Origin of the sequence: Neorhizobium tunisiense (assembly GCF_039631515.1) — a bacterium.
GTDB lineage: Bacteria > Pseudomonadota > Alphaproteobacteria > Rhizobiales > Rhizobiaceae > Neorhizobium.
Genome location: NZ_JBDIUU010000009.1, coordinates 95,703 through 108,252, shown reverse-complemented (window position 1 = coordinate 108,252; position 12,550 = coordinate 95,703). Strand labels below are relative to the sequence as shown.

The 12,550-nt window shown below is 62.8% G+C and carries 13 protein-coding genes and 1 other RNA gene; 7 read left to right on the top strand and 7 right to left on the bottom strand.

Translation table 11 applies throughout. The features are described 5' to 3' along the window. Positions 1-5: 5 nt before the first annotated feature. The gene (locus ABCW43_RS23525) at positions 6-476 is read left to right on the top strand and encodes a GNAT family N-acetyltransferase (RefSeq protein WP_345929404.1); all 471 of its coding nucleotides are present in this window, start codon (positions 6-8) and stop codon (positions 474-476) included. Here ABCW43_RS23525 and ABCW43_RS23520 read toward each other — a convergent pair whose 3' ends face one another. Then, positions 477-1,481 (bottom strand): 2-hydroxyacid dehydrogenase, encoded by a 1,005-nt coding sequence (locus tag ABCW43_RS23520; protein WP_345928954.1) that lies wholly within the window; start codon positions 1,479-1,481, stop codon positions 477-479. A gap of 253 nt (positions 1,482-1,734) precedes the next feature. Here ABCW43_RS23520 and ABCW43_RS23515 point away from each other — a divergent pair, with 253 nt between their 5' ends. After that, entirely contained in the window at positions 1,735-2,277 is a 543-nt protein-coding gene (locus ABCW43_RS23515) for an SH3 domain-containing protein (RefSeq protein ID WP_345928952.1), read from the top strand. A gap of 18 nt (positions 2,278-2,295) precedes the next feature. Here ABCW43_RS23515 and ABCW43_RS23510 read toward each other — a convergent pair whose 3' ends face one another. Beyond that, on the bottom strand, positions 2,296-3,288 hold the full coding sequence (locus ABCW43_RS23510) for an adenosine kinase (RefSeq protein ID WP_345928950.1): 993 nt from the start codon (positions 3,286-3,288) through the stop codon (positions 2,296-2,298). A 404-nt stretch (positions 3,289-3,692) separates the two neighbouring features. Here ABCW43_RS23510 and ABCW43_RS23505 point away from each other — a divergent pair, with 404 nt between their 5' ends. Further along, complete coding sequence (locus ABCW43_RS23505) at positions 3,693-4,637, top strand: AEC family transporter (protein ID WP_345928948.1); 945 nt, start codon at positions 3,693-3,695, stop codon at positions 4,635-4,637. 86 nt (positions 4,638-4,723) lie between these two features. Here ABCW43_RS23505 and ABCW43_RS23500 read toward each other — a convergent pair whose 3' ends face one another. Then, a complete protein-coding gene (locus ABCW43_RS23500) occupies positions 4,724-5,305 on the bottom strand; it encodes a c-type cytochrome (protein WP_345928946.1) in 582 nt (193 codons plus the stop codon). Positions 5,306-5,458: 153 nt separating this feature from the next. Here ABCW43_RS23500 and ABCW43_RS23495 point away from each other — a divergent pair, with 153 nt between their 5' ends. Together ABCW43_RS23495 and ABCW43_RS23490 are read left to right on the top strand one after the other, a co-directional pair. Beyond that, a complete protein-coding gene (locus ABCW43_RS23495; RefSeq protein WP_345928944.1) occupies positions 5,459-6,217 on the top strand; it encodes a 3-deoxy-manno-octulosonate cytidylyltransferase in 759 nt (252 codons plus the stop codon). Between the two features lie 11 nt (positions 6,218-6,228). Next, positions 6,229-7,092 carry a prephenate dehydratase gene (locus ABCW43_RS23490; protein WP_046639620.1) on the top strand — a complete coding sequence of 288 codons (864 nt, stop codon included), beginning with the start codon at positions 6,229-6,231 and terminating at the stop codon, positions 7,090-7,092. Positions 7,093-7,758: 666 nt separating this feature from the next. Here the strand turns inward: ABCW43_RS23490 and ABCW43_RS23485 are convergent. The 4 genes from ABCW43_RS23485 to ABCW43_RS23470 form a co-directional block, all read right to left on the bottom strand. After that, on the bottom strand, positions 7,759-8,130 hold the full coding sequence (locus ABCW43_RS23485) for a VOC family protein (RefSeq protein WP_345928940.1): 372 nt from the start codon (positions 8,128-8,130) through the stop codon (positions 7,759-7,761). Positions 8,131-8,199: 69 nt separating this feature from the next. Then, positions 8,200-8,895 carry a helix-turn-helix transcriptional regulator gene (locus ABCW43_RS23480; RefSeq protein ID WP_345928938.1) on the bottom strand — a complete coding sequence of 232 codons (696 nt, stop codon included), beginning with the start codon at positions 8,893-8,895 and terminating at the stop codon, positions 8,200-8,202. Between the two features lie 120 nt (positions 8,896-9,015). Then, positions 9,016-9,987 (bottom strand): NAD(+) diphosphatase, encoded by a 972-nt coding sequence (gene nudC / locus ABCW43_RS23475; protein ID WP_345928936.1) that lies wholly within the window; start codon positions 9,985-9,987, stop codon positions 9,016-9,018. Then, a complete protein-coding gene (locus ABCW43_RS23470) occupies positions 9,984-10,391 on the bottom strand; it encodes an HIT family protein (protein WP_345928934.1) in 408 nt (135 codons plus the stop codon). Before ABCW43_RS23470 ends, nudC begins: the two co-directional genes overlap by 4 nt. Positions 10,392-10,477: 86 nt before the next feature. Here ABCW43_RS23470 and ffs point away from each other — a divergent pair. After that, positions 10,478-10,574, top strand: an RNA gene (ffs, locus tag ABCW43_RS23465) — signal recognition particle sRNA small type. A gap of 86 nt (positions 10,575-10,660) precedes the next feature. Continuing rightward, complete coding sequence (locus tag ABCW43_RS23460; RefSeq protein ID WP_345928932.1) at positions 10,661-12,547, top strand: DNA polymerase III subunit gamma/tau; 1,887 nt, start codon at positions 10,661-10,663, stop codon at positions 12,545-12,547. Positions 12,548-12,550: the final 3 nt, after the last annotated feature.

Sequence of the window (12,550 nt, the reverse complement as noted above, 5' to 3'; positions counted from 1 at the left end):
TGGCGATCGAGATTAGCCGGATCGGCGAGGATTTCAGGCGCTGGGACGAACTCCTGGCCCTCATCCTTTCGTCCTTCGCCTATATGGACGACGTCATCGATCCGCCCTCTTCCGCACATCGGCTGACACTCGCCTCGCTTGCGCAGAAGGCTCGCGAGGAGATCGCATTTGCGGCAATTGAAGGTGGCAAGCTCATCGGCTGCGTCTTCTGCAAGCCGGAGCCCCGCTTCCTTTATATCGGCAAGCTCGCCATCGCCCCGGCCAGCCAAGGCAAGGGCATCGGCCGCAGGCTGCTTTCGGTCGCGGAGGAGATTGCGCGGGAAAAAGGCTTGCCGGCACTGCGGCTCGAAACCCGCATCGAACTCGCCGGCAATCACGCGACCTTCGCAAGATGGGGCTTTGCCAAGACGGCGGAAAACGCCCATCCCGGCTTTACCCGCACCACCTCCATCGAGATGCAGAAGCGTCTCGACTGATCAGTTGCGGCCCGGAAGCACCCGGTTCGGCGGACGGTGGCCGTCAAAGAAGGTGCGGATGTTGATGATCACCTTGTCGCCCATGTCGATCCGGCCCTCGATCGTTGCCGAGCCCATATGCGGTAGCAGCACGACGCGGCCCTGATGGGCGAGCTTGACGAGTTTCGGGTTTACCGCCGGCTCGTTCTGGTAGACGTCGAGGCCGGCACCGGCGATCTTGTTGTCACGCAGAAGCTGGATCATCGCCGCCTCGTCGATAATGTCGCCGCGGGCGGTGTTGACGATGATCGAGCCCGGCTGCATCAGCGCCAGGCGCCGCGCCGACAGGAGATGGAACGTCGCCGGCGTCGAGGGACAATTGACCGAGACGATATCGACACGGGCAAGCATCTGGTCAAGGCTGTCCCAATAGGTCGCCTCGAGCTCCTCTTCCGTCGCCGCGCTGACACGCTTGCGGTTGTGGTAATGGATCGACAGGCCGAAGGCCTTGGCCCGGCGGGCGACGGCGGTGCCGATGCGGCCCATGCCGACGATGCCGATGCGCTTGCCCCAGATCCGCCGGCCGAGCATCCAGGTGGGGCTCCAGCCGGTCCACTCGCCGGGCTTTTCGGTGAGGATGCGTGCCCCCTCCGCAAGCCGGCGGTTGACGGCGAGGATCAGCGCCATGGTCATGTCGGCCGTGTCCTCGGTCAGCACGTTCGGCGTGTTGGTGACGGTGATGCCCTTCCGGGCGGCGGCATCGACATCGATGTGGTCGAAGCCATTGGAGAAGCTGGCGATCAGCTTCAGTTGCGGGCCGGCCTCCTCGATCAGCGCCTCGTCGATGCGGTCGGTCACGGTCGGCACCAGCACGTCGGCCGATTTCATCGCCGCTGCCAGTTCGTCGCGCGAACGGGGTGTGTCGTCGATGTTGAGTTCGGCCTCGAACAGCTCGCGCATGCGGGTTTCCACCGCATCCGGCAGCTTACGGGTGATATAGACCTTGGGTTTCTTCTTCGCCGTCATGAAACTCTCTGCCTGACGCCTTGAAGCGCGAAACCTGAACGTATCCGGGCCTCACGCTTCAGGTTTTTGTTCGACGCTTGCCGTTATCCCGAAACCGGTACCCACTTTCAGGCGGCCTGCTTTAGGAGGTCCTTAACCAAGTCGCGCGATATTCAGTTCATCCAGGGCGTTTTCTACCAGACCCGTCAGCGAAGACAAACAAAACCTCGCGAGGTTCCCGAAAGCCCGAGATCGCTCAGCCGGAACCAAACACATGCGTCGCGCCATTCTCAGCTCCTTCATCGCTCTTTCCTTCGGACTTGTCGCCTCCCTATCTGCAACCGCCCCGAGTTTTGCGCAGGGCGCGGCCAAGGGTCCGAGCGGCCTGCCGCTGCCGCGTTTCGTCAGCCTCAAGTCGAGGAAGGTCAATATCCGCATCGGCCCCAGCACCGACTATGCGGTCTCCTGGATGTACATGAAGTCCGGCACGCCGATGGAGATCATCCAGGAATACGAAAACTGGCGGCGGGTTCGCGATGCCGAGGGCACCGAGGGCTGGGTCAACCAGGCCCTGCTCTCAGGTGACCGGACTGCAGTCGCGGCCCCCTGGATGCGCGGCAAGGGCAAGGATATCTACGTCAACATGCGCCGCGACCCGCAGGGCACGGCCGCCATCCTCGCCAAGCTGGAGCCGGGTGTCGTGCTGCAGATCAAGGAATGCAACGGCGACTGGTGCCGCGCCGAAACCAACGGCACAGAGGGCTGGATCGCCCAGGCCGAAATCTGGGGCGCCTATCCCGGCGAGGCCTTTAAATAAACTCTTCCCTGCAAGGCCTCAAATGAGGCCCTGCTTCTTCGCAGCTTCGGTAAGCGACGCCATCGGGCGCGGGCCGATCTGCTGGATGCAGATGGCGGCCGCAAGGCAGCCGAGCTTGCCGCAATCCTCGAGCGAGCGGTCATTCGTATAGCCGAACAGGAAGCCGGCCGCGAACAGATCGCCGGCGCCGGTCGTATCGACCAGTTCCCTGATCGGATAGGCCGCGACCTTCACCCGTTCGTTGCCGCGCACGATGATCGCGCCTTCTTCGCTGAGCGTCACAGCCGCCAGCTTGCAATCTTCAGAAATCTTCTTCAGCGCCAGTTCGAAATCCTCGGTCTCGTAGAGCGACAGCGCTTCCTGCTTGTTGGCGAAGACAATATCGACCGTGCCGGAACGCATCAGGTCGAGGAATTCGGCGCGGTAACGGCCGACGCAGAAGGGGTCGGACAGCGTCATCGACACTTCGCGGCCATGTTCATGGGCAATGCGGGCCGATTCGCGGATCGCTTCCTTGGCGCGCGGCGGATCCCAGAGATAGCCCTCGAAATAAGTGACTTTGGCCTCTGCGACGACATCCTCCTCGACATGTTCCGGGCCGAGATCGACGCAGGCGCCGAGATAGGTGTTCATCGAGCGCTCGCCATCCGGCGTCACGAAGATCATCGAACGGGCGGTCGGCGGATGGACGCCTTCCGGCCTGGTCTGGTAGTGGACGCCCTGGGCGCGGATATCGTGCTGGAAGATTTGGCCTAGCTGGTCTTCCGCAACCTTGCCGAAATAGGCGGCCTTGCCGCCGAAACCGGCAATGCCGGCCGCCGTGTTGCCGGCCGAACCGCCGGACGCTTCCACCGCCGGACCCATTTTCGAATAGAGGAGTTCGGCGCGCTCGGCATCGATCAGGTTCATCGCGCCCTTGGTGATCGCATTGTCGCTCAGGAAATCGTCGTCGCAGCGGGCGAGAATATCCACGATGGCATTGCCGATGGTGAGCACGTCGAACTTGGGCATCCGGTCTTGATCCTCTTGGGAAACAGTTTGTCGCGAAAACCGGTATTCGGGTTTTTGACCGATTGGAAGGGAAAATAACCGCGATGCCGGCAATCCGGGGCGTTTTGCCCCAACTCTGACTAGGTCGACACTGGGTCGTCACTTTGCTGTCACGATCACAGGTTATACATCTGGCGATCCGGTTGTGTTGCCGACCACGGATGAACTGGCGGCCGACCACCGGATGTCCTGGACGAGACCAGGAGGGAAAGCGGGGATTGCCCCGCTTTTTTGTTGGGCGCCTGTTTACCGGACGCCCGCCGCCACGCCTCCCTTCCAAACAGCTCCTCTGCACGAAACGCATTTGTCGCAAGCCGCGACATGCGTTAGACGCATAAAAACGTTTCCACAGAAAGCCCGCCCCCTTGTCCTCCGTCTTCCTGAATGTCGTGCCCCTCTTCATCCTGATCCTGATCGGCTGGATGACGGCGAAGACCGGGATATTGAAAGAAGAGACCGGCGACGCGCTCGGCGAATTCGTCTTCAAGATCGCCGTGCCGATGCTGATCTTCCGGACGCTGGCGGATGCGCATTTCGAAGGCGCCTCGCCGTTCCGGCTGTGGACCGCCTATTTCCTCGGCGTCGCCATGACCTGGACGATCGGCCATCTCCTCACCACCCGCGTTTTCGGCAGGGATGCGAAGATCGGCGTGATCGCCGGCATGTCCGGCTCGTTTGCCAACAACGTCTTCATCGGCTTGCCGCTGGTCGCCCATGTCGTCGGCAAGGATGGGCTGGTGGCGATCTCCATCCTGCTTGCCATCCACCTGCCGCTGATGATGGTGGCCGGCACGATCCTGATGGAGGGCGCGGCCGCCAAGGTCGACGGCGGCGAAAAGCGCGGCATCCTGGCGGTCCTCAGGCAGGTGGGTTCCAACCTTGCCCGCAACCCGCTGGTGATCGCGCTTATCATCGGCGTCGCCTTCAACTTCCTCGGCCTGCACCTCCCGTCGGCGATCGCCATCGTCGTCGATCAGATTTCCGCCGCGGCGAGCCCGGTCGCCCTGATATCGATCGGCATGGCGCTGACGAGATATCCGATCCGCGGCGATATCGGCCTTTCGGGCGCCGCTGCGGTGCTAAAACTACTGGTACTGCCGGCGCTCGTCTTCCTGATGAGTTATCTGTTTGCCCTGCCGAAGGACTGGACCGCGGCGCTGGTGCTGACCGCCTCGGTGCCGACCGGCATCAATGCCTGGCTGATCGCCCAGCGCTTCCGCTCCGGCCACAGCCTTGCAGCCTCGGTGATCAGCATGACCACCGCATTCGGGGTCTTCACCGTCGGCTTCTGGGCCTGGCTGCTCGGCTGAACCGGCCGCACCCCGCTCACCAAGGCCGAAACAAAAAATGCCCGACTGACGCCGGGCATTTCAATTGGGATTCCTGGACTTGCCGATCAGTTGGTGGCGGGCGCCGGAGCGGCTGCATTCGGGTCCGGAAGCGGAACCGGCGAATCAGCCAGCGTGCGCAGATAGGCAATCAGGTTGGCGCGCTCGGCATCGTTCTTGAGACCGGCGAAGCCCATCGCCGTACCCTTCACGAAAGCCTTCGGAGCGGCCAGGAAGTGGTTGAGGTTGTCGAAGGTCCAGTGCTCTGCGCCGCCCTTGGAAAATTCCTTCATGCCGGCCGAATAGGAGAAGCCTTCGTGCCCGGCGACCGGACGGTCGACAATGCTCCAGAGATCGGGGCCGACCTTGTTCGGTCCGCCCTTCTCACCGGAATGACAGCTCTGACACTTCTTGAATGCGGCTTCGCCAGCCTTGGCATCAGCCTTGGCCAGCAGCTGGGCGATCGGAACGGCGGCGGCAGCGGGTGCTGCGGCTTCACCGGCTGCGGGCTCTTCGGCGGCGACGATGGCAAAACCTGCCTTCTCGGGCACCTCCGAGTGGAAAATGCCTTCCGAGGCAATGGACACCGACATCAAGACGAAAACAGTAGCAAGCAGGGCGCCTGCCGCCATGTTGACATAGGGGTTCATCCGCAAAAGCTCCTTCGCAACCGCCTCATGAGAAAGCGGACCATCTTGAAATCGCGCGGAACCTATGTCTTTTGCATGGTTGTTGCAACACGATTATCGTCCCGCGCATGAGACTTTTTGACACTGTTTACGCGGGAATAGAAGGGTCTTTCCATGAAGAATTCGGCTTTTGACCGGACGCTGGTGTTGATCCCGGCGCGAATGGCATCGACCCGCCTGCCCGGGAAACCTCTGGCTGATATTGCGGGCCTGCCGATGATCGTGCAGGTAGCAAAACGAGCCGAGGAAGCGCAGGTCGGACGAATCATCGTCGCCGTCGATGATCAGGACGTCTATGACGCCGTGGCCGCCGCAGGCTTCGACGTGGTGATGACCCGGCAGGACCATCAATCCGGCTCGGACCGCATTTTCGAAGCCGTCCAGAAGGCCGATCCCGACGCAAAAATGGATTTTGTCATCAACGTTCAGGGCGACCTGCCGACGATCGAGCCGGAAGCGGTGCGTGCTTCGCTCAAGCCGCTCGACAATCCCTCGACCGACATCGCGACGCTGACCGTCGAGATCACCGACGAACACGAAAAGACCAATCCGAACGTGGTGAAGATCGTCGGTTCGCCGATTTCCACCACGCGGCTGAAGGCCCTCTACTTTACCCGCGCCACCGCGCCCTACGGCAATGGGCCGCTCTATCACCATATCGGCCTCTATGCCTATCGCCGTGCGGCGCTCGAAAAGTTCGTGTCGCTCGGGCCATCCGTGCTCGAAAAGCGCGAATCGCTCGAACAGCTGCGGGCGCTCGAAGCCGGCATGCGCATCGATGCCGAGATCGTTGACTCGGTTCCCTTAGGCGTCGATACTCCCGCCGACCTTGAAAAGGCCCGTGCGATCCTCTTTGCCCGTGCCTCCTCGTAACGGATAACCCCATGAACGCACTCACCAATCGCATCGCCTTCCAGGGTGATTTCGGCGCCAATTCCGACATGGCCTGCCGCGACATGTTCCCGACCATGGAACCGCTCCCCTGCCCGACATTCGAAGACGCCTTCCAGGCGCTCGAAAACGGCGATGCGGACCTGGCGATGATCCCGATCGAGAACACGATCGCCGGTCGCGTCGCCGACATCCATCACCTCCTGCCGGAATCGCGGCTGCATATCATCGGCGAATATTTCATGCCGATCCGCTTCCAGCTGATGGTGCTGCCCGGCGTGACACACGAGGAGATTCGCACCGTCCACAGCCATATCCATGCGCTCGGCCAGTGCCGCAAGATCATCCGCTCGAACGGCTGGAAGGCCGTCGTCGCGGGCGATACGGCCGGCTCCGCCAAGATGGTGGCCGAGAAGGGCGACCGCACCATGGCTGCACTCGCGCCGCGGCTTGCGGCCGATCTCTATGGTCTCGAGATCCTGGCGGAAAATGTCGAGGACCGGGACGACAACGTCACCCGTTTCGTGGTGCTCTCCCGCGACGAAAAATGGGTGCAGCGGAACAATCCCGACGAGGTGCTGGTCACCACCTTCGTGTTCAACGTCCGCAACATTCCGGCCGCGCTCTACAAGGCGATGGGCGGTTTTGCGACCAACGGCATCAACATGACCAAGCTCGAAAGCTACCAGCTCGGCGGCAAGTTCGTGGCAACCCAGTTTTATGCGGATATCGAAGGCCATCCGGACGATGCGCCGGTGCGCCGCGCTCTGGAAGAGCTGCGGTTCTTCTCGGAGAAGGTCAGGGTTCTGGGCACGTACAAAGGCCACCCGATGCGCGGGGCGCTGCAGAAGAACTGACAGGCGAAGCTTAGAACGACCGCCGGAACTGGACACACTACCCCCTTGGCGCTGCTGGCGTTTTTTCCTCGGGCTTACCGCGAGGATCGGCCGGGACACGTCGTGTGCCTCGATTGAAATTAGTTAGGTGACATGCGACGTGTCCCGTTCGGCGTGTTTTTCCGCGCAACTCCGGTCCCTCTGCGGCGGCATGGGCTTACGTCCTTGCGGATGCCATACCGGGTTGTGTGCGACACACGCACGCCCCGCCTCAAGGCGAGAGGAGGACCATTTTCTGCGCAGCCCCTGACAACCCGCCTGCATGACGGCAGGTCACCAAGGCACCGGTCCCCGCAGGCCGGTGTAGCCGAAACGGGACGGGAGAATTGTAGTCATGGATTTGGTGGGCGGGGATGAAAGAAGGCTGAATTTTATGCTTTTGTTTCTCAAGTGACTGATTTGCCTAAGCAAGCCCCCCTCTGCCCTGCCGGGCATCTCCCCCTCAGGTGGGAGATCGGCTGGGGGCCTGCTCACCGCTTCCTATCCCGCGCCTACGACTGCGCTATCCAGCTGCACGAGATCCATCTGGAAGTGACGGTCGTGCCACTTGTGATCCCCCTTGAGGGGGAGATGCCCGGCAGGGCAGAGGGGGGTGTGACACCCACCGCTGCCGACCGCCTTTCGCGCTTACGCGGCGCTCATCGCATAGACCCGCAGCCGGTGCCCGTCCGGATCGGTGACGACGAACGTATAACCGAAATCCATCTCTACGGGCGTCTGCAGCACGCGCAGGCCGCGGCGCGTCCAGTCGGCATAGGTCTTGTCGACGCCGGCGGCATCGCCGTGCTTGAAGCAGATCTCCGAGGCGCCTGTGCTGGCCGTTACCGAGGGCTCGGCGGTGTGGCGCGACCACAGGCCGAGCTTCATGCCGGTGTTCAGCACGAAGAGAGAAAAGGTCGGGGACTTTTCCACGGGTTCGACGCCGAAGAGGGACTGGTAGAAATCGGCGCTGGCGAGCGGATTGTCGACGAAGAGGATGGTGAAATCGGGGTGGACCATGTCAGTTCTCCTTTGGTTGGGACTGACCGGAGATTATCGCAGCCTACTGTCAGATAATGGCAGCAGCGTTCATGGCTGGGGCGGAATTCCTTCAGCCTCTCGCCACTCCTTGAGCAAGACCGGCCGCCGGCGCGGATAACGCGTTTCTGTCCAAGCCGCGGAGGAAATGCGGTCGGTGCGGAAATGCCGGAAGTCCTGCCTCAGTTCGCACCAGGCGATTATGACCCGGACGCTGTCGAAGAAGCCGAGGGCGAATGGCCAGACTTTTCGATGGGTCAGCACGCCTTTTTCATCCTCATATGCGAGTTCGAGGATATGTTCGGCGCGGATCGCCCTGCGGATCAGGGCGAGATCGGCCCTGTCCTCGCTTCGTCGTGGGGCGCCGACAAGCAGCGTCGAGTTGTCGAGTTCCTGCCTGAGATCTGCCGGCAGGACGGCGGCAATCTTGGCGAGCGCATCGATGGCGCCGGCGGCCAGGCGCGGATCGGCGGTCTTCGCCACCCAGCGGGAGCCCAGCACCAGCGCCTCGATCTCTTCTTCCGAAAACATCATCGGCGGCAGCATGAAGCCGGGCCGCAGCACGTAGCCGAGACCCGCCTCGCCTTCGATGAAGGCGCCTTGAGCCTGGAGGCTGGCGATATCCCGATAGAGCGTGCGCAGGCTGACGCCGGTCTCGGCGGCGAGTTTCGCGCCGCTGACAGGCTGGCGGTAGCGCCGGAGCGTCTGGAGAAGAGCCAGCAGGCGCTCGGAGCGAGCAACGGTCATTTTGCTGAAACCCTCCGGCCCCATGATGAAGTCGAGCTCGATTCGGCCCGCTCGCCCGGCCCTTCGCTTGGGCTCAGGGCGTTCGACGCTGCAATCGATTCACTGGATCGATTGCTCAGGCTACGCCTGATCGCTCCTCACCCATTCGATCCAGTCGCGCAGCAGGCGATGGGCGATCGCCCCCTTGACCGGAGCGAAAACCGGAGCGTCCGGGCCGGCATCGAGCATGGCCTCGGCCTCGGCCCGCTCGAACCAGCGGACATCCGCCATTTCCTGCGGATCGATATTGATCTCGGTCGATTTCGCCTCGGCGTAACAGCCGATCATCAGCGAATGTGGCATCGGCCAGGGCTGCGAGGCGTGGTAGCGCACCCGGCCGGTCTCGATGCCGGACTCCTCGAACGTCTCGCGGCGAACCGCATCCTCGATCGTCTCGCCTGGTTCCACGAAGCCGGCGAGGCAGGAATACATGCCCTCCTGGAAATGGTGGCTGCGGCCGAGCAGGCAGCGGTCGCGCTCGGTATCGATGGTGAGCATGATCACCACCGGGTCGGTGCGCGGAAAGGTCATGTGCTGGCACTGGGTGCAGACCCGCTTGTAACCGCCGATCCTGGTTTCGGTCGGCGACCCGCATTTGCCGCAGAACCTGTTGGCGGCATTCCAGTTGAGCAGCGCAACGGCCTGGGCGATCTCGCCCTGCAACTCGCCTTCGATCAGCTGGTCGCGGAAAAGCGCCCGGGCCTCGGTCGGCTTGTAGTGGCCTGCCAGTTCCTCGGCCGGGATCAGCACCGGGACGGCGATACGCGGCTCGCCGGTCTCGTGATAACCGAGCAGCACGGCATTGTCGAAATCCGGCTTCAGCTCCGCAAGCTCATAAGGCGAAAACAGCGGATCGAGTATCTGGCTGTCGTGCTTGAGGATGACCCGGCTGCCGGTGAAGGCGAGGATATGGGCGCCTTCCACGGCAAGCGCCTTTTCGACGCAGTCGTCTTCTCTGTATTCGGCCCGGCGATCCAGCTTGTTGCCGGAAAACGCCGTCAGCGTGCTCGGTTCGGGATGGGGTGCGTCGGTGTCGAAAAGGGTCACGGTCATGAAAGCGCTTCAACCAGTTTGTTGAGGAAATCTTGTTTCTGTGATTCGCCATAGGGCTCTGCCTGGCCAAAACCCCAGATCGGGCCGGGCCAGTTCGGGTCGCCTTCGAACCTTGCAATGACATGGACATGCAGCTGGCGGACGATATTGCCGAGCGCGCCGACATTGATCTTGGTGGCGCCGGTCACCGTCTTCAGCGCCGTTGCCACCTTGTTGACCTCGGCGGAGAGCAGCGCCTGTTCTTCCGGCGAAAGCTCGAAAATCTCGGTCATGCCAGCGCGTTGCGGCACCATGACCAGCCAGGGCCAGCGGCGGTCGTTCTGGATGCGGAGCTGGCAGAGGGTGAGCTCCGTCACAAGATCGGAATCTCGGGCAATCCTGCCGTCCAGTTCGAATTCGCTCAAACTTTCCTCCCTTGTTTTTCTGTTCGATAGCAGTTTTTTACAGGGTTGGCTTGCATTTGGAAGCGTTATTGACGATATGGGAAGCGGGAGGTTGGTGGTGGACGAGCCACTCGCCAACCGGGTCAGGTCCGGAAGGAAGCAGCCCTAACGAGCCAGGCACGGGTCGCCGTGCCAGCCTCCCACCCTTTTACTTGTACTACCATCTTGGTCAGCTTCCGGCCCGGTCAAGACCGTGCTCAGGATTGGCCCGCGCAGGCTGGCAGGACTGAATGAGCGATACCCGGCCCACATCTTCAAGCACCTCCGCCGCCAATCCCGCCGCAGGCAGCGGGTACCGCGTGCTCGCCCGCAAATACCGTCCCAAGGATTTTTCCGACCTGATGGTCGGCCAGGAGCCGATGGTCCGCACGCTGACCAACGCGTTCGAGACCGGCCGCATCGCCCAAGCCTATATGCTGACCGGCGTTCGCGGGGTCGGCAAGACGACGACCGCCCGCATCCTCGCCCGCGCGCTGAACTACAAGACGCCGGACATCGACAAGCCGACCATCGATCTCAGGATCCCCGGCGAACATTGCCAGGCGATCATGGAAGGCCGGCATGTCGACGTGATCGAGATGGACGCCGCCTCGCATACCGGTATCGACGATATAAGAGAGATCATCGAGCAGGTGCGCTACCGCCCGGTCTCGGCGCGCTACAAGGTCTATATCATCGACGAAGTGCACATGCTCTCGACACAGGCCTTCAACGGCCTGCTGAAGACGCTCGAAGAGCCGCCGGAACATGTGAAGTTCATCTTCGCGACGACCGAAATCCGCAAGGTTCCGATCACCGTGCTGTCGCGCTGCCAACGCTTCGACCTGCGCCGCATCAGTGCCGCCGATCTGGTCGGACTGTTCACGACGATTCTGGAGAAGGAGGGCATTCCGGCCGAGCCGGAGGCGCTCGCCATGGTCGCGCGTGCGGCGGAAGGTTCGGCGCGCGACGGCCTGTCGCTGCTCGACCAGGCGATCGCCCATGGCGGTGGCCAGGTGATCGCGGAAACCGTGCGCGGCATGCTGGGACTGGCTGACCGCGCCCGCATCGTCGATCTTTTCGAACATATCCTGCGCGGCGACGTGACGGCCGCGCTTTCGGAATTCACCGCGCAATACGAGGCCGGCGCCAATCCGGTCGTGGTCTTGACCGACCTTGCCGATTTCACCCATCTGACCACCCGTTTCAAATATATCCCCGACGCCGCCAACGATCCTTCGATCAGCGAAGTGGAGCGCGTGCGCGGCCGGGAATTTGCGGACGGCGTGGCGGTGAGCACCCTGTCGCGCATCTGGCAGATGCTGCTGAAGGGTATTCCGGAAGCGGAAAACTCCTCGCGCCCGGCGGGTGCGGCCGAAATGGTGCTGATCCGGCTGACGCATGCGGCCCACCTTCCCTCGCCGGAAGATGCCGCCCGCAGGCTTGCCGATTTCTCCAATGGCGACGGCCAGCGGGCGCCGGTTCCGAACGGCAATGGCGGCGGGCGTCCCGTTTCGCCGCCGCAGTCGCCGGTCAATGCGCGCGGCACCGAGATGTCGGCCCCGCGCATTCCGGCCGGTGGGCCGACCGCCATGCTGCAGGCCGTGCCGAACACCATGCCGCGGGAAATCCCCGTCGGCCGCGTGGAAGAACAGCCGGCTGAAAAGCCGGTGCCGAAGGTTCCGGTCAATTCGATATCGGATATCGCCGATCTCTGCTCCAGGAACCGCGATCCGCGGCTGAAGGCGCTGCTGCGCAATTTCGTGCGGCTGGTGAAGATCGAACCGGGCCGGCTGGAGATCAACCTTTCCGGCGATGCACCGAAAACCATTGCCGGCGACCTGAAGGCGCGGCTGGAGGAATGGACCGGGATTACCTGGTGGGTGACGCTCAGCAACGAGGCCGGGGAGCCGACGCTGGTCGAATCCGAAAAGAGCGTGCGGGAAGCGCAGTTTACCGACGCCCGCGCCGATCCCGACGTGGCGGCGATCCTCGCCCAGTTCCCGGGCGCCAGGATCACCGACGTGCGCATCCGGGTGACGGAAGAGGATGACAACGAGGCCGAGGACCTGCCGGCAGCGGCGACCGCGGAATCCGAAGAGGGCGACATCCTGCCCGGCGACGACATCGAGCTATAAGAG

Excerpts from the sequence above, each read along its gene's own strand:
- ABCW43_RS23520 (WP_345928954.1), bottom strand. The coding sequence starts at position 1,481 with ATGACGGCGAAGAAGAAACCCAAGGTCTATATCACCCGTAAGCTGCCG.
- ABCW43_RS23515 (WP_345928952.1), top strand. The coding sequence starts at position 1,735 with ATGCGTCGCGCCATTCTCAGCTCCTTCATCGCTCTTTCCTTCGGACTT.
- ABCW43_RS23510 (WP_345928950.1), bottom strand. The coding sequence starts at position 3,288 with ATGCCCAAGTTCGACGTGCTCACCATCGGCAATGCCATCGTGGATATT.
- ABCW43_RS23500 (WP_345928946.1), bottom strand. The coding sequence starts at position 5,305 with ATGAACCCCTATGTCAACATGGCGGCAGGCGCCCTGCTTGCTACTGTT.
- ABCW43_RS23495 (WP_345928944.1), top strand. The coding sequence starts at position 5,459 with ATGAAGAATTCGGCTTTTGACCGGACGCTGGTGTTGATCCCGGCGCGA.
- ABCW43_RS23490 (WP_046639620.1), top strand. The coding sequence starts at position 6,229 with ATGAACGCACTCACCAATCGCATCGCCTTCCAGGGTGATTTCGGCGCC.
- ABCW43_RS23485 (WP_345928940.1), bottom strand. The coding sequence starts at position 8,130 with ATGGTCCACCCCGATTTCACCATCCTCTTCGTCGACAATCCGCTCGCC.
- ABCW43_RS23480 (WP_345928938.1), bottom strand. The coding sequence starts at position 8,895 with ATGACCGTTGCTCGCTCCGAGCGCCTGCTGGCTCTTCTCCAGACGCTC.
- nudC (WP_345928936.1), bottom strand. The coding sequence starts at position 9,987 with ATGACCGTGACCCTTTTCGACACCGACGCACCCCATCCCGAACCGAGC.
- ABCW43_RS23460 (WP_345928932.1), top strand. The coding sequence starts at position 10,661 with ATGAGCGATACCCGGCCCACATCTTCAAGCACCTCCGCCGCCAATCCC.